24 protein-coding genes are annotated in these 20,348 nt (G+C 36.2%); 18 read left to right on the plus strand and 6 right to left on the minus strand.

Annotated elements, in window-relative coordinates:
- Positions 1-65: 65 nt before the first annotated feature.
- The 14 genes from V7S76_RS09925 (at position 66) to msrB (ending at position 10,121) form a co-directional block, all read left to right on the plus strand.
- On the plus strand, positions 66-1,109 hold the full coding sequence (locus V7S76_RS09925; protein ID WP_459509948.1) for a Gfo/Idh/MocA family oxidoreductase: 1,044 nt from the start codon (positions 66-68) through the stop codon (positions 1,107-1,109).
- Positions 1,110-1,299: 190 nt separating this feature from the next.
- Positions 1,300-1,935, plus strand: a complete 636-nt coding sequence (locus tag V7S76_RS09930) for a Crp/Fnr family transcriptional regulator (protein ID WP_459509949.1) — start codon at positions 1,300-1,302, stop codon at positions 1,933-1,935.
- A gap of 245 nt (positions 1,936-2,180) precedes the next feature.
- On the plus strand, positions 2,181-3,422 hold the full coding sequence (locus tag V7S76_RS09935; protein WP_459509950.1) for an OprD family outer membrane porin: 1,242 nt from the start codon (positions 2,181-2,183) through the stop codon (positions 3,420-3,422).
- Positions 3,423-3,507: 85 nt separating this feature from the next.
- A complete protein-coding gene (locus tag V7S76_RS09940; RefSeq protein ID WP_459509951.1) occupies positions 3,508-4,329 on the plus strand; it encodes a sulfite exporter TauE/SafE family protein in 822 nt (273 codons plus the stop codon).
- Positions 4,330-4,359: 30 nt separating this feature from the next.
- Positions 4,360-5,778, plus strand: a complete 1,419-nt coding sequence (locus tag V7S76_RS09945) for an MBL fold metallo-hydrolase (RefSeq protein ID WP_459509952.1) — start codon at positions 4,360-4,362, stop codon at positions 5,776-5,778.
- 1 nt (position 5,779) lies between these two features.
- On the plus strand, positions 5,780-6,052 hold the full coding sequence (locus V7S76_RS09950; protein ID WP_459509953.1) for a rhodanese-like domain-containing protein: 273 nt from the start codon (positions 5,780-5,782) through the stop codon (positions 6,050-6,052).
- Position 6,053: 1 nt separating this feature from the next.
- Positions 6,054-6,299 carry a hypothetical protein gene (locus V7S76_RS09955; RefSeq protein ID WP_459509954.1) on the plus strand — a complete coding sequence of 82 codons (246 nt, stop codon included), beginning with the start codon at positions 6,054-6,056 and terminating at the stop codon, positions 6,297-6,299.
- Between the two features lie 176 nt (positions 6,300-6,475).
- Positions 6,476-7,039, plus strand: coding sequence for a YeeE/YedE family protein (locus tag V7S76_RS09960; RefSeq protein ID WP_459509955.1), 564 nt, complete (start codon positions 6,476-6,478; stop codon positions 7,037-7,039).
- 2 nt (positions 7,040-7,041) lie between these two features.
- The gene (locus tag V7S76_RS09965; RefSeq protein ID WP_459509957.1) at positions 7,042-7,539 is read left to right on the plus strand and encodes a DUF6691 family protein; all 498 of its coding nucleotides are present in this window, start codon (positions 7,042-7,044) and stop codon (positions 7,537-7,539) included.
- Positions 7,508-7,651 carry a hypothetical protein gene (locus V7S76_RS09970; protein ID WP_459509958.1) on the plus strand — a complete coding sequence of 48 codons (144 nt, stop codon included), beginning with the start codon at positions 7,508-7,510 and terminating at the stop codon, positions 7,649-7,651. The genes V7S76_RS09965 and V7S76_RS09970 overlap by 32 nt, the downstream gene beginning before the upstream one ends.
- A gap of 79 nt (positions 7,652-7,730) precedes the next feature.
- Positions 7,731-8,204: a GNAT family N-acetyltransferase gene (locus tag V7S76_RS09975; RefSeq protein ID WP_459509959.1), complete on the plus strand. Its 474-nt coding sequence runs from the start codon at positions 7,731-7,733 to the stop codon at positions 8,202-8,204.
- 51 nt (positions 8,205-8,255) lie between these two features.
- Positions 8,256-8,999 (plus strand): alpha-ketoglutarate-dependent dioxygenase AlkB family protein, encoded by a 744-nt coding sequence (locus tag V7S76_RS09980; RefSeq protein ID WP_459509960.1) that lies wholly within the window; start codon positions 8,256-8,258, stop codon positions 8,997-8,999.
- A gap of 90 nt (positions 9,000-9,089) precedes the next feature.
- Positions 9,090-9,593 carry a hypothetical protein gene (locus tag V7S76_RS09985; protein WP_459509961.1) on the plus strand — a complete coding sequence of 168 codons (504 nt, stop codon included), beginning with the start codon at positions 9,090-9,092 and terminating at the stop codon, positions 9,591-9,593.
- Between the two features lie 27 nt (positions 9,594-9,620).
- The gene (gene msrB, locus V7S76_RS09990) at positions 9,621-10,121 is read left to right on the plus strand and encodes a peptide-methionine (R)-S-oxide reductase MsrB (RefSeq protein WP_459509962.1); all 501 of its coding nucleotides are present in this window, start codon (positions 9,621-9,623) and stop codon (positions 10,119-10,121) included.
- Positions 10,122-10,210: 89 nt separating this feature from the next.
- On the opposite strand, the gene V7S76_RS09995 is transcribed toward msrB, so the two are convergent.
- Positions 10,211-10,618 (minus strand): DsrE family protein, encoded by a 408-nt coding sequence (locus V7S76_RS09995; RefSeq protein ID WP_459509963.1) that lies wholly within the window; start codon positions 10,616-10,618, stop codon positions 10,211-10,213.
- A 131-nt stretch (positions 10,619-10,749) separates the two neighbouring features.
- Between V7S76_RS09995 and V7S76_RS10000 the strand changes: the two genes are divergently transcribed.
- The 3 genes from V7S76_RS10000 to V7S76_RS10010 are packed head-to-tail and all read left to right on the plus strand — an operon-like array spanning position 10,750 to position 12,093.
- A complete protein-coding gene (locus tag V7S76_RS10000; RefSeq protein ID WP_459509964.1) occupies positions 10,750-11,052 on the plus strand; it encodes a rhodanese-like domain-containing protein in 303 nt (100 codons plus the stop codon).
- Between the two features lie 21 nt (positions 11,053-11,073).
- Positions 11,074-11,370 carry a thioredoxin gene (gene trxA, locus V7S76_RS10005; protein ID WP_459509965.1) on the plus strand — a complete coding sequence of 99 codons (297 nt, stop codon included), beginning with the start codon at positions 11,074-11,076 and terminating at the stop codon, positions 11,368-11,370.
- 30 nt (positions 11,371-11,400) lie between these two features.
- Complete coding sequence (locus V7S76_RS10010) at positions 11,401-12,093, plus strand: rhodanese-like domain-containing protein (RefSeq protein ID WP_459509966.1); 693 nt, start codon at positions 11,401-11,403, stop codon at positions 12,091-12,093.
- 9 nt (positions 12,094-12,102) lie between these two features.
- Here V7S76_RS10010 and V7S76_RS10015 read toward each other — a convergent pair whose 3' ends face one another.
- From V7S76_RS10015 to V7S76_RS10025, 3 genes are read right to left on the minus strand one after another with little or no spacing between them, the layout of a single operon-like run.
- Positions 12,103-13,086 carry a glycosyltransferase gene (locus V7S76_RS10015; RefSeq protein WP_459509967.1) on the minus strand — a complete coding sequence of 328 codons (984 nt, stop codon included), beginning with the start codon at positions 13,084-13,086 and terminating at the stop codon, positions 12,103-12,105.
- Positions 13,087-13,136: 50 nt separating this feature from the next.
- Positions 13,137-13,751: a class I SAM-dependent methyltransferase gene (locus V7S76_RS10020; RefSeq protein WP_459509968.1), complete on the minus strand. Its 615-nt coding sequence runs from the start codon at positions 13,749-13,751 to the stop codon at positions 13,137-13,139.
- Between the two features lie 7 nt (positions 13,752-13,758).
- The gene (locus V7S76_RS10025; protein WP_459509969.1) at positions 13,759-14,943 is read right to left on the minus strand and encodes an NAD(P)/FAD-dependent oxidoreductase; all 1,185 of its coding nucleotides are present in this window, start codon (positions 14,941-14,943) and stop codon (positions 13,759-13,761) included.
- Positions 14,944-15,163: 220 nt separating this feature from the next.
- On the opposite strand from V7S76_RS10025, the gene V7S76_RS10030 reads away from it, so the two are divergent.
- Positions 15,164-16,096, plus strand: a complete 933-nt coding sequence (locus V7S76_RS10030) for a c-type cytochrome (RefSeq protein ID WP_459509970.1) — start codon at positions 15,164-15,166, stop codon at positions 16,094-16,096.
- A 1-nt stretch (position 16,097) separates the two neighbouring features.
- On the opposite strand, the gene V7S76_RS10035 is transcribed toward V7S76_RS10030, so the two are convergent.
- Both V7S76_RS10035 and dinB read right to left on the minus strand, forming a co-directional pair.
- On the minus strand, positions 16,098-19,028 hold the full coding sequence (locus V7S76_RS10035; protein ID WP_459509971.1) for a DNA polymerase III subunit alpha: 2,931 nt from the start codon (positions 19,026-19,028) through the stop codon (positions 16,098-16,100).
- Positions 19,029-19,187: 159 nt separating this feature from the next.
- The gene (dinB, locus tag V7S76_RS10040; protein ID WP_459509972.1) at positions 19,188-20,330 is read right to left on the minus strand and encodes a DNA polymerase IV; all 1,143 of its coding nucleotides are present in this window, start codon (positions 20,328-20,330) and stop codon (positions 19,188-19,190) included.
- Between the last annotated feature and the right edge of the window lie 18 nt (positions 20,331-20,348).

Genomic DNA, 20,348 nt, shown 5'->3' on the forward strand with positions numbered 1-20,348 from the left:
ATTTTACTTTTTAAAAGGTTTAATTTCTTTATTTTTACCCTTCAATTTAACAAAATAATTTGATTATGAGTCATCAACTGAAATCAATAAACACCGCTTTATTGTCATTTGGGATGTCGGGCAGAGTTTTTCACGCACCTTTCATTCATTTGCACCCAGAATTTACCCTTGTGGGGAGTTGGGAAAGGAGCAAAAAAGTGATTCAAGATTATTATTCTGATGTGAAATCTTATGAAAATTTAGATGAAATTCTGAATAATGACCAAATCGAATTAGTGATTGTCAACACCCCTATTTACAGTCATTTTGAATATGCAGAAAAAGCATTAAAAGCAGGAAAACATATCGTAGTAGAAAAGGCTTTTATGTGTAATACAGAAGAGGCAATTAAAATTCATGAATTGGCTCTATCAGTCAATAAACAGGTTTTTGTTTACCAAAATAGACGTTGGGATTCCGATTTTTTAACGGTAAAAAAAGTGAAAGATAGTGGAGTACTTGGAGAAGTTGTTGAGGCTGAATTTCATTTTGACCGATTTAATCCGAATTTATCCCCTAAGCTTCACAAGGAATTAGAAGGTCCTGGGGCAGGAATTGTCAAAGATTTAGGTGCACATATCATTGATCAAGCATTGTCCCTTTTTGGAATGCCCGATAAAGTATATGCAGATTTAAGAAAATTAAGAGAAAATACCCAAGCAGAAGACTACTTCGAAATATTACTTTTTTATCCACATACTCGAGTACGTTTAAAAGGAGGATATTTTATCAAAGAGGCCATAGCTTCCTATCAATTGCATGGACGTTTAGGAAGTTTTGTTAAATCTAGAGCCGACAAACAGGAAGCAGATTTACAAAGTGGTAAAATTCCATTTGGAGAGAATTGGGGAACTGAAACGGATAATGAATTTGGGATTTTGAATACGGAAAAAGAACGAGTAAAAATCCCATCTGAACAAGGAGTATATATGGCTTTTTATGAAAACGTATACCAAACGTTACGAAAAAATAGCTCGCCTATCGTTTCTTCGCAAGATGGTATCAATTGTTTAACAATCATTGATGCTGCATTTTTAAGTAATCATGAGCAAAGAGTAGTTAATCTGTAGGAAGAGAGAAGAGAGAAGAGAGAAAAGAGAAAAGAGAAAAGAGAAGAGAGAAAAGAGAAAAGAGAAAAGAGAAAAGAGAGAAGAGAAAAGAGAAAAGAGAGAAGAGAAGAGAAAAGAGAAAAGAGAAAAGAGAAAAATAGCGGTGGTCGAGGTTCTAGAAGCCAAAACAAAATACTAGTTAAAATATACGATGTCAAACAAAACAGAAACACTTTTCAAACAATTTGAACCTGAATTAATGAAAAAAATCCAACAAGTTGGATTGGTCCGAAAATTCAAATCAGATGAATACTTGATGAAAACCGGGCAAAGTATTCGTTCGGCGGTATTGGTATTGAATGGAATCATCAAGGTTTTTAGGGAAGATGATGAAGGCAATGAGGTATTTATGTACAATATTCATCCAGGAGAGGCATGCGCCATTTCAATGACTTGTGCAGCTAGAAATTTATCGAGTCAAATTATGGCAAAGGCTCTAGTAGATACGGAGGTTTTAGCCATTCCTGTAGAACTTATGGACGAATGGTCTAGTAAATATAAATCTTGGTATCAATTTGTGTTGGAAACGTATCGTTCACGTTTTGAAGAATTATTGGACACCTTAGATCAAATTGCTTTCAGAAATTTGGATGAGCGATTACTTTGGTATTTGAAACAACATCAAAAAAGCCTTAAAACGAATATCATAAAAGTTTCCTTCACTGATATTGCTCAAGAATTGAATTCTTCTCGGGAAGTCATATCAAGATTAATGAAAAAATTAGCCGAAAAAGGGCATATTAGATTAAATAAACAACATATTGAGATCTTGAATTTAGACCTTTAGAAAAAAAAATGGTTTAAATAATAGACAGCTATGAATACCAAATCGATCTATGTGATGTTTATCACGCTTAATGTTTGGGCTTTGTTTCAATTTGCAAGAAAAAACCAATGCTCATTAACAAAATTTCGATCGTATTAATTTTACTCTTTCTCATAAACCATCTTGCATTTGCTCAAGAAACAAAGGTAAAAGAAGATACGAGCAAAATTTCATATGCTTTCAAGCACCCAAAAATTCATGGTAGCATGCGCTATTTCATGATGGCTACAGAAAACCATAATTCGACAATCAACTCTAATGCCAATGCATTGAGTATAGGTCTTTCCTTCGAAACTAGAAAATTTCATGGATTTCAATTTGGAATAGGTCAATATACTATTTTTAATTTAGCATCCTCCGATATGACCTTGGTAGACCCAAAAACCAATCAAACTAATAGGTATGAAATAGGTTTATTTGATCAGGAACATATTGAAAAAAGAAGTGATATTAATCGACTAGAAAATTTATACCTCAAATACCAATACAAGAATATAATTTCGACACTTGGAAAACAATCTATTAATTCGCCATTCATCAATTTGCAAGATGGAAGGATGCGCCCTACTCAAGTAGGGGGAATTTGGACTGAGGTAAGATTTAAAAAAAAATCCCAAATAGAAGCTGGCGTATTATGGGAAATTTTGCCTAGAGGAACGACTCAATGGCATTCCATCGGCCAATCGTTTGGAATTTATCCTACGGGAATTAATGTAGATGGAAGTAAGTCCATTTATGCAACTAATATTTCATCCAATTTCATCGGACTTCTCGGAATAAATCATCAACTCAATCAAATGATCAATTTGAAATTTTGGAATGTGTATGTCGACAATGTTTTCAACACCTCATTATTTCAAGTTGATTTTAAAAAGAAAAATTGGGTGGCTGGTTTCCAATACATCGAACAACATGTGGTTAATCATGGTGGAAATGATTTGTTAAGTAAAACCTATTTTTCTCCCAATCAAAAATCAAGGATATTCGGAGGAAAAATAGGCTGGGAAAAATCCGCATGGAAAACGTCCCTGAATTTCACTAGAATTTCGGCAGATGGTAGATATTTAATGCCAAGAGAATGGGGAAAAGATCCATTTTACACCTTTTTGCCTCGGGAACGAAATGAAGGTTTTGGTGATTTAACTGCCTATGTTTCCAAAACCTCCTACACCTTCAAAAATTCAAAATTATTATTTCAATCTGGCCTAGGATATTTTCAGTTACCCGATGTGAAAAATGTGGCATTAAATAAATATGGAATGCCTTCCTATTGGCAATGGAACTTTGAAGTAAGCAGTCCTCTGAAAAAAGTACTTAATGGATTGGAAATTCAATTTTTATATGTGTACAAAAAACAAGAAGGAAATAGTTATTCGAATGAAAAATACATCATCAATAAAGTAAATATGAGTAATTTCAATGTCGTTTTAAATTATCAATTTTTTTAGAAAAATAAATGAGCAATTGTGATATTAATCACGAATTTGACAAAAAAAAGGCTCGAAATTTGTACTACAAAATTTAAAATTAGACATGGAAATAATTGGATACTTTGCCTCGCTTCTCATTGGAATTTCTTTAGGCCTTATTGGGGGTGGTGGATCGATTCTCACAGTTCCAGTTTTAGTTTATTTATTTGGAGTGAATCCCATTTTAGCTACAGCCTATTCCTTATTTATCGTAGGGGCAAGTTCTTTAGTGGGTGCATTTCCCAAATACAGACAAGGATTAATCAATGTAAAAACGGCCGTTATATTTGGACTACCTTCTATCGCTGCAGTTTATGCCACACGAAAATTCATTGTTCCTTTGATTCCCAATGAAGTATTTATGGTAGGAGATTTCATGGTAACCAAATCAATATTAATGATGGTCTTATTTGCCATTTTGATGGTAGCCGCATCCATCTCCATGATTCAAGGTAAATGTGAACAATGTGAAAAAGAGAAATCAGGAACTTTTATTCCTGAAGAACAGGTTTTCAACTATCCAATGATATTGTTAGAGGGCACAGTGGTGGGTGTATTAACAGGATTGGTAGGCGCTGGAGGAGGATTTTTAATCATACCAGCCTTAGTAATGCTTTCCAAATTATCTATGAAGCAAGCCATTGGAACATCGCTTATGATAATTGCAGCAAAATCATTGATTGGATTTACAGGTGATCTCGGACATCAAATCATTGATTGGAAATTATTATTAACGGTAACTGGATTGGCCATTGTAGGGATATTTATGGGTGATCTTATTAGTAAAAAAGTAGACGGAAATAAACTTAAAGTAGGTTTTGGATGGTTTGTATTGGTAATGGGAATGTATATTCTTATTCAACAACTAGCCTTCCCAATGAAATAAATTAGACAACAGAATTAGAAAAATAATACCATGAAAGTAGAACAAATTTACACAGGATGTTTAGCGCAAGGGGCCTATTACATCGAAAGCAAGGGAGAGGCGGCGATTATCGATCCATTGCGTGAGGTTCAACCCTATATTGAAAAGGCTCAACGAAATAACGCAACTATAAAATATGTCTTTGAAACACATTTTCATGCGGATTTCGTTTCAGGTCACATTGACTTGTCGAACAAAACCGGTGCACCCATTGTCTATGGACCTAATGCAGCTTGTGGATTTGAATGTATATCTGCTGAAGACGGACAAGAATTTTTATTAGGAGATGTTAAAATCCGTGTCATTCATACACCGGGGCACACTATGGAGTCGACTTGCTTTTTGTTATTAGATGAAAACGGCAAAGAAACTGCCTTATTTTCTGGTGATACTTTATTCATAGGAGATGTTGGCCGCCCAGATTTGGCACAAAAAGTGAAAGCAGATTTAACAGAAGATATTTTAGCGGGCCATTTATTTGACTCCTTAAGAAACAAAATCATGCCATTGCCAGATGATATCATTGTTTATCCAGCGCATGGTGCGGGTTCTGCATGTGGAAAAAACATGAGCAAAGAAACAACAGATACTTTGGGAAATCAAAAGAAAAGCAACTATGCCTTAAATCCAGCTTTATCAAAAGTACAGTTTAAAAAAGAGGTATTAACGGGTTTAGTAGCACCTCCTGCTTATTTTCCTTTGAACGTTTTAATGAATATTCAGGGATATGATTCTATCGACAAGGTTTTAGAAAGAGGCCAGCATGCCTTAAGTCCAGAAGGATTCGAAGCAGCTGCCAATGAAACGAGTGCTTTAATTTTAGATACGAGAAATGCACAAACTTTTGCCAAAGGATTTGTTCCTAATTCCATTAACATTGGCATTGACGGCTCATTTGCACCATGGGTAGGTTCAATGATTCCAGACATTAAACAAGAAATCTTATTAGTCACAGATGAAGGCCGCGAGGAAGAAGTAATCACTCGTTTAGCACGTGTCGGTTATGATTTCACCATTGGATATTTAAAAGGTGGTTTTACGAGCTGGAAGAACTCAGGAAAAGAGTATGATCAAATAGAATCCATCGATACGGATGAACTAATCAATCGTGTCAATGCCAACGAAGGAATCATCTTAGATGTTCGAAAAAACAGTGAATATTTATCGGAGCATATTGTTGATATTGAAAATGCACCTTTGGATTTTATCAATGAAAGTATGGTGAAGATCAATAGAGATAAAACTTATTTCGTTCATTGTGCGAGCGGATATCGATCGATGATTTTCATTTCAACTTTGAGAGCAAGAGGTTTTGCCAATTTAATTGATGTAAAAGGCGGATTCAAGGCAATAAAAGAATCTGAAAAATTTAAATTAACGGAATACGTGTGTCCTTCAACTTTATTATAACATGGAAGATCTATTAAAAGACCCAACGACAACTGTGGTTGATGTGAGAGAAACGGGAGAATTTGCAAGTGGACATTTTACAGGATCACTTAATATTCCTTTGGGAATTATTCCTCTGCGTTTGGATGAATTTAAATCGATGAGTGGGCCCATCGTGGTTTACTGTAGAAGTGGTAACCGTTCTGGCATGGCTATGAATTTATTAAAACAGGCGGGAATACAAAATGTTTACAATGGTGGAGGATTAAATGATATGTTAGTTTATCAATCATAAAATGGTCAAAAATATCATGCAAAATTGGGGTTTAATGCGCATCATCCGCCTGGTAATCGGCGGATATGCGCTTTATGAAGCTCTTAGGGCCCAAGATACCATCATGGGTATTTTAGGATTTGTATTAATAACTATGGCTATTCTAAATGCGGGCTGTGGTGCACAAGGGTGCGGAATTCCACCAAGCATAAAGAAAACTGATCATAACAAGGAAGAAATACATTATGAAGAAGTTCAATCCAAATAATTTTTTACGAATTTCTGGAATTATGCTAGGAGGCATCGTAGGATATTATTATTGGAAAGAAATCGGTTGTTCGACAGGTACATGCCCCATAACAGCAAAACCTCTGAACAGTATATTATATTTTTCTATATTAGGCTTTATATTTACAGGATTATTAACAAAAGAAAAATCAAATAATGATTGAATTTTTAACACAGCCTTGGCCTTGGTATACAGCCGGCTTAATCATAGGACTTATCGTCCCTACCCTTTTAATTTTAGGAAATAAACACTTTGGTATATCCGCCAATTTACGTCATGCTTGTGCGGCTTGTTTTCCGAGTAATATTTCATTTTTCAAATACGATTGGAAAAAAGAGAGCTGGAATATGTTTTTTGTAGGTGGAATTTTCATTGGTGGTGCCATTTCGGCTATTTATTTAAAATCAGATGCTCCTATCATCATTCATCCTGATTTAGCCAAAGAGTTGGCAAATTATGGAATTACCAATTTTTCAGGCTTGGTTCCTGACCAATTATTTTCTTTTGAAAATTTGTTTACGCTAAAAGGATTTATCATGATGGTCGGTGGAGGATTTTTAGTAGGATTTGGTACTAGATACGCAGGAGGCTGTACTTCTGGACATGCTATTATGGGCCTAAGCGACTTGCAATGGCCTTCATTAATTGCAACCATCTGTTTTATGATAGGTGGATTTATCATGGCCAATTTAATTTTACCATTCATTTTAAGCTTATAAATATGAAAACGAAACAAGAAGAAACTGATTTTGAAGTACGATCATTGGATACAATGTGTGTCAATGAATCAGAATTAAAACATCCCTGGTATTATAATTTAAAATATTCAGTCGTTGGCATCGTATTTGGTATCGTTTTCGTGAAAGCGGAAATTATATCTTGGTTTAGAATTCAAGAAATGTTCCGATTACAAAGTTTCCATATGTATGGTGTTATTGGAACAGCTGTTGTGGTAGGTGCCATTTCCGTATTTTTAATCAAAAAATTCAAGGTTAAAACGATTCATGGAGAAGAAATCACCTTCACTCCTAAAAAATTCAACAAAGGTCAAATATATGGCGGATTGATTTTCGGTTTAGGTTGGGCTGTTACTGGAGCTTGTCCAGGACCATTATTTGCACAAGTTGGTACAGGAGCATTTGCCATTTTAATTGTGATACTTAGCGCGGTAGTTGGAACCTGGGTTTATGGAAAATTCAGAGATCAATTACCCCATTAAGAAAAGAAAAGAGAGAAAAGAGAAAAGAGAAAAGAGAAAAGAGAAAAGAGAAAAGAGAAAAGAGAAGAGAGAAGAGAGAAAAGAGAAAAGAGAAAAACAGATTTCAATATAATCCTGCAGGGATCATAAATTTGTAGTCATGGACTTTAGTCCAAGGGAAAGAAAAAAATATCATGCCTATCGACAATTCCATGGAAAATAAGATAGAAATAATTGACTTTACCATCGATTTACAAGATCATATTCGGCTACTCAATTATGAATGGTTGGAAAAATATTTTAAAATTGAGGAAGGTGATTACATCACATTATCCAACCCTCAAAAATATATCATTGAAAAAGGTGGATATATTTATTATGCAAAATTCGACGAGAAAATTGTTGGAACTGCCTCTCTTATCAAAAAAAGTGAATTCATTTTTGAATTAGGTAAAATGGCGGTTACAAAAGAAATGCAAGGTTTAGGAATTGGGAAATTATTAATTGAACATTGTTTAAGAATTGCCCATAATTTATCTATCCAAACGCTTATTTTATATTCCAATACGAAGTTAGAAAAGGCTATTCATCTCTATCAAAAATTTGGATTTCAAGAAATAGAATTAGAAAATGGAATATACGAAAGAGCTAATATTAAAATGAAAAAGGTACTTATTGAGTATTAATAGCCCCCATTATTATTATTTTTCACCCTTCAAAAACTCTCTTGTACATTCATGGACTTATTCGGTTTAAAGATTAATACTTCCAATAAAATACCCTTTCAAATTCCAAATTTGGAAGGGTATTCTTATTCATGGAATAAGGATTGGAATGGTTTTGACATACAGATTCCACAAGGGGAATTGTTTTATTCTGAAGGGTTTTTAGATGAAAAAAGGAGCAATAAGTATTGGGAATATTTGTTTGAAACAGAAAACAACGACTTCAATATGGTCGATTGGCGAACAAAGAAACTAAATGAAGTCATTTTTAAGCATATTGAATGGAGTCAGGACGAACTAAAAATGTTCGGAAAGTCCATTCTCGCACCTAGATATTCAGCCTGGTATGGGGATGAGGGTAAGAAATATTCCTATTCTGGATTACAATTAAGCCCAAAACCATGGAATGAAGGCCTACTTTATTTGAAACAACAAGTGAATAAACAAGCTCAAACGGAATTTAATTCGGTTCTTTTGAATTGGTACCGTGACGGTGATGATTACATGGGTTGGCATTGTGATGATGAAAAGGAATTAGGTAAAAATCCCACCATCGCATCCTTAAATTTAGGTGCCACTCGACGATTTTTTTTAAGAAGAAAAATGAATCATGCTGAAAAAATCGAATTTCATTTAAAACACGGATCTTTATTGATCATGAAAGGAGAAGTACAACACTTTTGGCAACATTCTGCCCCGAAAGAGAAAGCGGTAAAGCAAGCAAGGATCAACCTAACATTTAGGATAATCAAATAAGTAATTCTTTAATTTTTTAAGGTAATTCCATAATTTCGCATCTTCATTTATTTTTTCATTTCTAATTCAAATAGAACAAACCGCTAAAATATGTACAAATACATTTCCATTCTCTTCGTTTCATTATTCATCTCGTGTACATCCCAAAATGATGAAAATTCAATCATCCAATCCAAAATTACGAGTATTTATTCCAATCACTCTTCCATTTACGAACGACAATTGGATACCAATTTATTTTCAAAAAAATTAATCAATGCCATATCCATTTGTAGAATTAGCACACAACAAGATATCAATCGTATAAAAAATAGTAATAGTCCATCCGATAAACCAAATCAAATAGAAGGCGAGGTATTGGCAAGTTTACCTGATGGATTCACTAAATATGACCTCAAAAAGATTATTTTAAAGGATAATCAGGCAATATCCATCGTTGAATTCCGAAATGAACATACAGCTCCCCAAGTTATTTGGATCGATACTATTGTCTTCATAAAAGAACATTCCTGGAAAATGGATAATGTGATTTATGATCCCAAATTGAATTTTAACCAAGATCTTCAACACTTATTGAAACAATTTCATCCATAATACGTTTAATAGACAAATTGTTGTAACATGAAATATATCACTGTTTGTATTTTGTTAACTTTTGGATTTCAAGCCTGTAGTCAATCGAATACGGAACAACAAAACAATTCAATTCGCCTAAGTAAAATGGATAAATTACCCCAAACGGAAACCGAGTGGAAAGCAAAATTAAGTGAAGAAGAATACTATATTTTGCGTCAAAAAGGTACCGAAAGACCTTACACCGGAAAATTCCTCATGCACAATGAAAAAGGAGTTTACACTTGTAGAGGTTGTGGAGCTCCCCTATTTACATCTGATTCCAAATTTGATTCTCATTGTGGATGGCCAAGTTTTGATAAAGAAATCAAAAAAGGTGTGATCAAAGAAACCGTTGACAACACCTTAGGAATGCGTAGAATAGAGATTACCTGTGGAAAATGTGGTGGACACCTAGGTCATGTTTTCGATGATGGACCTACAGAAACAGGATTACGTTATTGTGTTAATTCTGTTTCTATAGGATTTGAAAAAGTAGGGAGTAAGTAGGTAAAAGGTAATAGGTAATAGGTAAAAGGTAATAGGAACTCCTTTTCTCTTTTCTCTTTTCTCTCTTCTCTCTTCTTCTTCTCTCTTCTCTAGTATTTCAAATAAGCCCAACCTGCTTCTTGCTTCAACACAACTTCAGCTACTCCAGAGGGAACAAAACCGGATTGTGGCAATAAAGAGGATTTATCGATTTTACGTTCACGAATCGTATTTTCGCACGCTTTAAATAACACGCCAGCTGCAGCTAATTCAGCGATTTTCAACTTTTGTGTGGTTTTCGAATCAATCAAAATAGCAATTCCGCTTCCGTGAGCAACAACTTCAACCTGCGTATTTGGACCTAGAGCAGTTTGTAAATTTGAGATGTTCTTCAAAGCACCATGCCATACCAAGGTATCGCTTGTGTTTAATTGAATGACTACCTTGTGCTGCGAGTTTTGAGCATTCGCGAAATAGGATGCGACAACTAATAATGTTATTGTAAATAATGTTTTCATAGATGTTTTTATTTTTAACGAAACTACAAAATATCTTATTAAATCAATACCCGGCAAAAATCACAAAGAGACATTAGTCACGTTTTCAGCTTTTAAAGAGGATTATATTTGCATGATAAACAGAAAAAATCATGTTAACATTATTGAAAAAAATATTTGGAATTGGCCCTAAGGTAGATTTTCGAGAATTAATTAAAAATGGGGCAAAAGTTGTGGATGTAAGAACTCCAGCTGAATTTAATCAAGGTCACCTGTCTGGCGCGATGAACTTACCTTTACAAACCTTAACTTCGCAACTAGGCAAATTAAAAAAGGATCAAATCATTATCACGTGTTGTGCATCTGGAATGCGAAGTGCTGCTGCTAAAAGTTTATTAAAAGGCCAAGGATTTGAAAATGTACACAACGGTGGTACTTGGATGTCACTTAGATAATGCAATATAAATAATACAGATATGAGCAATTTTGCAGAATTATTAAAAACCACAGAACCCGTATTGGTTGATTTTTCAGCTGAATGGTGCGGACCATGTAAACAACTAAAACCCATTTTGGAACAAGTCAAAAAGAAAGTGGGAAATTCCGCCAAAATCATCAAAATAGATGTGGACAAGAATAGAAGCACGGCAGAGAAATTTCAAATTAGATCCGTACCAACTTTAATTCTATTCAAAGACGGAAAATCTGTTTGGCGACAATCGGGTGTTATCCCTGCTAAAACTTTGGAAGAAATTATTTCCAAATATCAATAATCAGATCACTATATCGAACAAAAATTTTCTATGAAAAAATTACTTTTTATTTTATCGGTCGCTTTCATTATTTCTTGTGATAAAGATCCCCAAAAAGGGATTACCGAGCTTAATCCAAAAGATTATCAATCTCAAATTACTTCCGAAGAAAAAAGTCAACTTATTGATGTCAGAACACCTGCCGAATTTCAGTCTGGACATATCGATGGAGCTCAAAACTTGGATATTCAAGCATTAGACTTTTTAGAAAAAGCAGCTAGTTTAGATAAAGAAAAAACGGTTTTCGTTTATTGTTTATCAGGTGGTCGTTCTACAGCTGCTGCCCAGCAATTAGCCACTTTAGGATTTCAATCTGTAGTGAATCTAAAAGGCGGAATATTAGCATGGAACAATGCTCAACTTCCCTTAAGTACCGAAAATAGCAAAATGGAAAGCAAAGGGATGAATTTAGTCGCTTATAAAAAAATGCTTTCTGGAAAAAAATCCGTTATTGTTGATTTTCATGCAGAATGGTGTGGACCATGCAAACAATTAAGTCCTATTTTAGAACAATATGTAAAAGATCAAAAAGGAGCAGTTGAACTAATAAAAATAGATGTAGATCAAAACCAGGAATTAGCCAAAGAATTGCAAATTGAGGCCATTCCTTATGTTGAACGCTATGAAAATGGGAAGTTGGCTTGGAATAAAACGGGATTGTTTGATATTAATACTTTAAAATAAGAAATCATATCAATTCCAAGGCAAGAATTTGGGTGTATTCGTATCCAAAATTTGTGGGTTCACTTGATTTAAATTTTCACCATTCAATACCTTTTCATACATGGAAAGGTATTTTTTTGCCATGGTTTTTGAATCATACAACTCCTGAGCAATGGCATGGCAAGTGGATTGTTTGTATTGATTTGATTGCAAAATTGCCTCAGCTAAATCTGTGGAATTATTTGACAAAAATCCAATTTCATCATTGACCAATTCAGGTAAAGAGCCATAAGGTGTTGCGAAAATGGGACAACCGTAAAATAGACTCTCGGTAATAGCTAAACCGAAGGGTTCATGCCAAAGTACTGGAAAAATAAGTCCTTTGGAAGCCTTCAATAATTCAAATTTTTGTTGCCCGCCAACCATTCCGTGAAAATGCATTCGTGGACTAAACGTAAAGCGCATACCCATTTTGAAATTAAAACGCTTCCCTCCCAATACATCTAATTGCTCCTTAGGCGTTTTTCGAATCACTTTAATCGCTCCTTTTACATTTTTGATTCGCCAAGCAGCATTACCCAAAAAATGAAAACGTTGCCTTTCTGAATGTAAATTAGGCTTCGCATATGCACTCCAATCTAAACCATTGTGAACAAATGATTCAGATCCATGCCGGTTTGCATGATTTTGAGACACAAAAACAGCATTAATGTTTAACAATCGGTCTTTATTACCATTCCCATGAATGGTCACAATATGAGGTATAAAAATAGGCTCATCTGGCTCTTTTTGAAGATGAACAATATCGGTTTCTTTCGGTATTTGATCATTTAAGGATTTTAAGGGATTCCAAACCAGACAAGTAGCGAAATCACATTTTGAACCAGCTGGTAACAAAAACGTTACCTGATGGCCCAAAAGATGTAATTCTTTGGCCAATCCCCAAATAACACGCTCCGTTCCCCCATAAGTGAAAACAGGCAGTTTTTGGTCATGAACAAGTAGGATATTCAAAATCGATAAATTATAAATTCAATCCCAAAATTAAGGTATTTAAGGAGAATTTAAACATGAGATGAATTTTTCAATTTAGTAGCCTTGAATTGGATAACCTCAGCAATTCCCTGATGCAGTGGGCCTTCGTTTAAAATACGCTGTTTTTCTGTATTTTCCAAAATCAATAAAGGATCAAAATCATTCCTTAAAATCACTGAATCAAATAACCAATCTTTATTTTTTGGACCGCCTGATGAAAGCGCTAATTGTCTGTAATTAAAACCTTCCAAAATTACTACACCATTGTTCTTTAACCATTTAGTAGATATTTGATGAAATACACATCTAATTTCAGGTGGTAAATGAAAATAAATGAAAGCAATTGCATCGAAAGATTCCAATGGATATCTGATTTTTAAAGCGTCCTCAACAGTGTAATAGATTGAAACCTTTTCATTTTTTGCTAATTGAATGGCTTTATCCCTGCCGCGTTCGCTAGAATCAAAGGCATAGACCTCCCAACCCAATTTTGCTGCGTAAACGGCATCTCTGCCTTCGCCAGCTGCGGGAATCAATATTCTACCGACGGGTAATTGATCAATTTGAGCCTTAAAATAATCATTAGGCTCTGTTCCGTATTGAAAAGCATCTTGCTTATATCGATCATTCCAACTATCTATCATATTCATATTACATTCGTCCTGGTAAAATTTGATTCCAATATAAGTAAGGTAAAAGATATTTTTTCATTTGATACATTGACCATCTTTCTTTTGATTGATCGATTGGAAATGTCTCTGTAGGTACATTGTTGTAATCAAATTCTGCCAAAACTAATTTATTATAACCGGTGATAATGGGACAAGAAGAATATCCATTATAAAATGAATCGATTGGTTCATTCTTCATAGTAGCTAATAAATTAGCCACAAGAACCGGAGCTTGTTTACGAATAGCAGCACCGGTTCTAGAAACTGGTAAATTAGCGGCATCACCACAGGCAAAAATATTTTTAAACCTATTGTGTTGCAATGTATGCTTTTCCACATCAATCCAGCCTGCTTCATTAGCAATGGGACTATTTCGAACAAAATCTGGAGCCGATTGTGGAGGAGTTACGTGAATCATATCATAATCAATCCAATAAACTTGGTCTTTATTTGCTTCACCTAAACCAATAAATTTGGCTTTTTTATTTTCACCATCAATTTCATCCAATCTAACAAAAAATTGAGTGGTAATTCCGTATCGCTGAATGACCTTTTTTAATGTGTTTTCATATTTTTCCACACCAAAAACTCTTGTTCCACCACTCCAAAATTGAACTTGTGTGGAAATATGATGCTTCTTAAAATAATCCGCAGCTAAATACATGATTTTCTGAGGTGCTCCACCGCATTTTATTGGAGTGTGCGGATTAGTAAAAATAGCATTCCCTCCCCGGGTATTTTGCATGCATTCCCAAGTATAGGGAGCCGTTTCAAAGCTGTAATTACTGCAAACTCCATTTTTTCCTATATTTTCTTTCAATCCCTTGATCGCATCCCAATTCACTTGTATTCCTGGCGCGACAATTAAATACTCATACTCTACTTCGGTGTTATCCTCCAATACAACTTTATTCTCATTTGGAATAAAACTTTTAGCCATCTGTTGAATCCAACTGACCTTCTCTGGCATAACAGATGATTCTTCTCGAACCGTATCTTTGATATCAAACTCGCCACCCCCTACTAAAGTCCAGTCGGGTTGGTAATAATGTTTTTTACTTCCTTCAACAATAGCAATATCTAATGTTTGATCTTGTCTAAGTAACTGTGACGCTACGGAAATTCCAGCATTTCCTCCTCCAATAATAAGTATTTGATGTTTCATGGCTTTTAATAGTTTCGTTTTTAGGGGCAATTTGAATTTGATTGAGTAATATTATAGGAATAAACTTGAATTCATTGTGACTATTATCACGACGAATGAAATTTGAAAATGTGAATTTTGATTTTTTTATGGCAACCATCTTATGTTTACTAGCAACTCTCCAAAATCAAAGTTCCAAAGCTTAAATAGCCTCTTGTATAGCTTATTTGTTTCTTTGCTTGTGATACTATTCTATTTAGCTTATCAACAAGTAAATCGATATCCAAGCACCCAAAGCGATTCAACCCAAGTATTTGTTGAACCGGATTCTAACTTTACTCGTTTATGGACGGCTCCTTCCGATTGGCGAATGATGTATTTGTCGAAAGAAGAAAAAGAATTGGTTTTGTATGGAAGAGAATTAATTGCGCATACTTCCGACTATTTAGGCCCCAAAGGTTCCGTAAAAGCAATTTCCAATGGCATGAATTGCCAAAATTGCCATTTAAATGCAGGAACTCAGCCTTGGGGTAATAATTATTTCGCAGTTCAATCGACCTACCCTAAATTCAGAGCCCGTTCTGGCACTAAAGAAGATCAAGTTAAGCGGGTAAATGATTGCTTCGAAAGGAGTTTAAATGGTCAAGCATTAAACAAAGAAAGCAAGGAGATGCGTGGAATTTTAGCTTATATCAAATGGTTGGGGTCAGATATTGAAAAAGGAAAAGTTCCGAAAGGGGCAGGAATTTTTAAATTAAAAAAGTTAAAAAGAGCTGCCGACCCTCAAAAAGGGCAATTGATTTACGAGTCTAAATGTCAATCTTGTCATCAAGCTGATGGTGCTGGTCTATTGGCCGAAAATGGAAAATCCTACACCTATCCACCACTTTGGGGACCACATAGTTATAACCAAGGCGCTGGTTTGTATCGTATTTCAAATTTTGCGGGCTTTGTTAAATACAATATGCCCTTAGGTGCAACTTATGAAAAACCTCAATTAAGTACGGAGGAAGCATGGGACATAGCTGCTTTTGTGAATTCGATGCCAAGACCTAGCAAAGATTTAAGCCAGGATTGGCCCGATATTTCCAAAAAACCTTTTGATCATCCTTTTGGTCCATATACCGATGGAAAATCTGAAATTCAACATAAATTTGGCCCCTATTCGAAATAACTTAACCCATGTACCTCGGATCCACTTTCCAAGCAAGTTTACGTAAATAAGTAACTCGCAAAGAACGATGCCCATGTTCTTCCATCACCATTCCTTCCAATACGTACACCCCTGAACCTTGAAAAGAATATTTTTTCAAGTCGCTAGGAAAATGTACAGTATCAAAAAATTCGCCCTGCTGATCTACAAAATACCCGAAATACATCCGATCACCCTTTTTTGTCCGAGTTGGTTTTAAGGTAACCAAATACCCCAATATACTTCCTCGATCAGCGATTAGTTGAGCATTCAAATTACTTTCAGGCAAATCATTGACCAATAAAAATGGATCACATAAGGGAAATCCTAATAATTCCCATTGATCAAAAGCATCTTCCAAAGGATCATGCAATAATTCGGGCAAGACGCCAATATCGGCCGTTTCCTCGGTAAACATTTCCATCGAAACTACTTGAGGGGCTTTCCCATGAAAACGAGCATGCGCTTCCCACAACAAAGGTTTTTTGGCGATTCCCAAATTCCGAAATGCCCCCACCCGAATCAAAATCATGGCTTGTTCCAAGCCCACTGAAACCCGACGAGCAAAATCATCCCATGATCGAAATAAGCCACCCTGTTCTCTCTGAAATAGCAAATCGGAAATAACCCTTTTCTCTAAGCCTTTTACATGCACCCAACCCAAATAAACCGTTTCTCCATCTATCCGAGTTGTAAAATCGCTTTCATTAATATCAGGCGCTTCCACCCAAGCACCTGATCGCCTGGCTTCATGCACGTAAAACTCGGTCCGATAAAAACCCCCAAAATTATTAATCACCGCCACCATGAACTCCCTCGGAAAATACGTCTTCAAATACAAACTCTGATAACTCTCCACAGCATAACTCGCCGAATGAGCCTTACTAAACGAATACCCACTGAAACTTTCCATTTGTCGCCAAACCTCTTTCGCCACACCTAACTCATAACCTTTCTCGGCACAATTCATAAAAAATGCGGCCTTGATTCGGTCAAATTCATTTTTAGACCGACTTTTACCCGACATACCTCTGCGCAATACATCCGCTTCGGCTAAACTCAAGCCTGCAAAATAATGCGCAACTTTAATGACATCTTCTTGGTAAACCATGACCCCATACGTTTCCGACATTAATTCACCCATCAAAGGATGTACTGGCTCATAACTATTGGGCGCATGGTGCCGATCAATGTAGGCCTTCATCATCCCTGAGCTAGCCACACCCGGACGAATAATCGAACTCGCCGCCACCAGTGTTAGATAATTGTTACAATTTAGTTTCTTAATCAATTGCCGCATGGCTGGCGATTCAATATAAAAACAGCCCATCGTTTCATGCATTTCCAATTGCAAACGAATATTTTCATCTCGCATAAAATCCTGCACCCGATGTATATCCACATCCACACCTCGATTGGTCCGAATAATATCCACCGCTTCTTTGATGTGCCCTAAACCCCTTTGAGATAAAATATCAAACTTGGCAAAACCTATCTCTTCCGCCACATGCATATCAAATTGGCAAATCGGAAAACCTTTGGGCATTGGCTCCAATGCCGTATAATGACTTAATGTTTCATCGGATATCAAAATCCCACCCGCATGTATGCTCAAATAATTAGGAAAATCGAGCAACAAATGGCCGTATTTAACAATCAACCGATGCAGTTGATCGCCACCCTCTCGCCGAATCAAAGAATCAGGCTCCAACCAAGCATCCACTTCCGCCTTGGGTAAACCAAAAACCTTGGCTAATTCTCGGTAAATCGACTTATCCCGAAAAGTCACATAAGTAGCCAACAAGCAAACATGTTTGGCGCCATAACGTTTGAAAATATAATCAATGATCTCATTTCGCTCATCCCAAGAAAAATCAATGTCAAAATCAGGCGGACTCGTACGATGAGGATTGATGAATCGCTCGAAATACAAATCCAATTCGATGGGGTCAACGTCCGTAATGCCCAAACAATAAGCAACAATCGAATTAGCGCCACTTCCTCTACCCACATGAAAATAACCTCTGGAGCGCGCATAACGTATAATGTCCCAGGTGATCAAAAAATACGCATCAAATTGCAATTCATGAATAACTTTCAACTCTTTTAACACACGTTCCTTCGCCTGTTTATCCGAACGAGGATAGCGATATGTCATTCCTTCCAAAGCCAATTTGCGCAATAGATCTCGATCATCCTCTTGGCTAGAGCCAAATCGTTTCCTGTTTTTCGACAAATGAAATTCAAAACTAAATTCACAGGAAGCTAAAATCCGTTCCGCTTCTTCCAATATTTCAGGAAAATCCACACAAAAATCAGCCAATTCATTTGGCCGATACCAACGTTCATGTTCCTTCGCCTGCGCGCTTAAAGGTAATTTACTCAACAACACATTTTTATCAATCGCACGCAATAAACGATGCATGGAAAAACCTTTTTTATCGATAAATGTGGCGGCTTGACACCAGACAAAATCCTTTTTATTGGCTTCTTTCCATAGAAAATTACGATCTCCAGCATTGATCCCCCAACGCTCTTGATAACCTAATTTTAAATTTTCTTTTCGTCTTTTTAAGGGAAAAATGGTCCAAACATCTTCCCATTCCGGCGGCCGAATCGGCCAAGACTCATTGGCCAATAAATAGGTACTCGCAAAAGCATTGATCTTCTCCAGTCCACGCGGATTCTTCGCCAAACAAATAAAATGTACGTCATCTCCTTGTCGAAACTCCATTCCAAGCACCGGCTTAACCCCATGCAAATGGCAAGCTTGTAAAAAATCATAGATCCCAGACACCCGATGGATGTCCGTCAAAACAACCACCTTAAAGCCATACGCTACCGCCACCTCCACCAATTGCTCCGGTGAAAGTGTCCCATAACGTAAACTGTAATATGAATGATTGTTGAGCATTATTTTTTTGAAGAGAGAAGAGAGAAGAGAGAAGAGAGAAGAGAGAAGAGAAGACTTTTACCTGTTACCTATTACCTATTACCTTTTACCTATTACCTTTTACCTATTACCTTTTACCTATTACCTTTTACCTATTACCTTTTACCTATTACCTATTACCTACTTCCCACTTGCTCTCGCTAAAGAAAAAATTCCATATCGAGTTCTTATTTTATCCATCGCATCGTATAATGGAGCTAGTTTAGCGCCTTCATCAAACAAATTCAATTGCTCTTGTCCTTGTAAAAGTTTAGAGAATCGAATGCCAATTAGGCGAATCAATAAACGCCTATCGTATAGCTTTTGGAACAATTCCAGCACAACGGGAATCAAACGATGATCACTGGCGGTCGCTGGCAAAGCAAGCTGCCGAGTATGTGTATCAAAATTGGAATACCTCAGCTTAATGGTCACACAAGAGGTACAATTACCCAATTTGCGTAAATCAAATGATAATTGCTCCGTCAATTGAATCAAGACCCTTTGCAAAAAATCCACATCCGTGGTGTCTTTTTGGAAGGTGATTTCTTTGGATAAAGATTTTTGCTCATGATAAGGAACAACAGGCCGCAAATCAATGCCGTTGGCCCTTTCCCAAAGCATTACGCCTGATTTTCCAAAGGTTTTTTCCAATAGTTGAAGTGGCATTTGACTCAAAGTTCCTACCTGAGAAATACCCATATTTCGCAAGGTTTGAGCGGTAACAGCCCCAATCATTGGAATTTTAGCCACCGACATAGGTGCCAAAAAGGCCTTTTCTTCCCCAGCAGGAACCATGAATTGCCCAGCAGGTTTCACATGATTCGTAGCTACTTTGGAAACCGTTTTATTCACCGATAAACCAAAAGATATTTGCAAACCAATTTGTTTTTGAATCCTTTGCCGCAAATCAGCCGTGAACTGAAAAGCACCAAAAAAACGCTCCATACCTGTCATATCCAAATAAAATTCATCAATAGAAGCCTTTTCAACCAAAGGTGCTCGTTCGGTTATTAACTGAGTCACCATATCAGAATGCTGCGAATAGGCCTCATAATCGCCACGCAAAACAATGGCATCGGGACAAAGCTTCAGCGCAACCCGCATGGGCATAGCAGACCGCACTCCAAATGTCCGAGTCTCATAACTACAAGCAGCGACTACTCCACGATCCGACATCCCTCCTACAATGACCGGCTTACCCATGAGTCGATCATCCCGTAAACGCTCAACCGAAACAAAAAAACTATCTAAGTCCATATGGACAATGGTACGATTTTGCATATTTTTTTTACATATTTG

This window comes from Aquirufa sp. ROCK2-A2 (assembly GCF_054558485.1).

Coding starts and splice junctions, on each gene's coding strand:
- V7S76_RS09925 (WP_459509948.1), top strand. CDS start 66: ATGAGTCATCAACTGAAATCAATAAACACCGCTTTATTGTCATTTGGG.
- V7S76_RS09930 (WP_459509949.1), top strand. CDS start 1,300: ATGTCAAACAAAACAGAAACACTTTTCAAACAATTTGAACCTGAATTA.
- V7S76_RS09935 (WP_459509950.1), top strand. CDS start 2,181: ATGCGCTATTTCATGATGGCTACAGAAAACCATAATTCGACAATCAAC.
- V7S76_RS09940 (WP_459509951.1), top strand. CDS start 3,508: ATGGAAATAATTGGATACTTTGCCTCGCTTCTCATTGGAATTTCTTTA.
- V7S76_RS09945 (WP_459509952.1), top strand. CDS start 4,360: ATGAAAGTAGAACAAATTTACACAGGATGTTTAGCGCAAGGGGCCTAT.
- V7S76_RS09950 (WP_459509953.1), top strand. CDS start 5,780: ATGGAAGATCTATTAAAAGACCCAACGACAACTGTGGTTGATGTGAGA.
- V7S76_RS09955 (WP_459509954.1), top strand. CDS start 6,054: ATGGTCAAAAATATCATGCAAAATTGGGGTTTAATGCGCATCATCCGC.
- V7S76_RS09960 (WP_459509955.1), top strand. CDS start 6,476: ATGATTGAATTTTTAACACAGCCTTGGCCTTGGTATACAGCCGGCTTA.
- V7S76_RS09965 (WP_459509957.1), top strand. CDS start 7,042: ATGAAAACGAAACAAGAAGAAACTGATTTTGAAGTACGATCATTGGAT.
- V7S76_RS09970 (WP_459509958.1), top strand. CDS start 7,508: ATGGAAAATTCAGAGATCAATTACCCCATTAAGAAAAGAAAAGAGAGA.
- V7S76_RS09975 (WP_459509959.1), top strand. CDS start 7,731: ATGGAAAATAAGATAGAAATAATTGACTTTACCATCGATTTACAAGAT.
- V7S76_RS09980 (WP_459509960.1), top strand. CDS start 8,256: ATGGACTTATTCGGTTTAAAGATTAATACTTCCAATAAAATACCCTTT.
- V7S76_RS09985 (WP_459509961.1), top strand. CDS start 9,090: ATGTACAAATACATTTCCATTCTCTTCGTTTCATTATTCATCTCGTGT.
- msrB (WP_459509962.1), top strand. CDS start 9,621: ATGAAATATATCACTGTTTGTATTTTGTTAACTTTTGGATTTCAAGCC.
- V7S76_RS09995 (WP_459509963.1), bottom strand. CDS start 10,618: ATGAAAACATTATTTACAATAACATTATTAGTTGTCGCATCCTATTTC.
- V7S76_RS10000 (WP_459509964.1), top strand. CDS start 10,750: ATGTTAACATTATTGAAAAAAATATTTGGAATTGGCCCTAAGGTAGAT.
- trxA (WP_459509965.1), top strand. CDS start 11,074: ATGAGCAATTTTGCAGAATTATTAAAAACCACAGAACCCGTATTGGTT.
- V7S76_RS10010 (WP_459509966.1), top strand. CDS start 11,401: ATGAAAAAATTACTTTTTATTTTATCGGTCGCTTTCATTATTTCTTGT.
- V7S76_RS10020 (WP_459509968.1), bottom strand. CDS start 13,751: ATGATAGATAGTTGGAATGATCGATATAAGCAAGATGCTTTTCAATAC.
- V7S76_RS10025 (WP_459509969.1), bottom strand. CDS start 14,943: ATGAAACATCAAATACTTATTATTGGAGGAGGAAATGCTGGAATTTCC.
- V7S76_RS10035 (WP_459509971.1), bottom strand. CDS start 19,028: ATGCTCAACAATCATTCATATTACAGTTTACGTTATGGGACACTTTCA.
- dinB (WP_459509972.1), bottom strand. CDS start 20,330: ATGCAAAATCGTACCATTGTCCATATGGACTTAGATAGTTTTTTTGTT.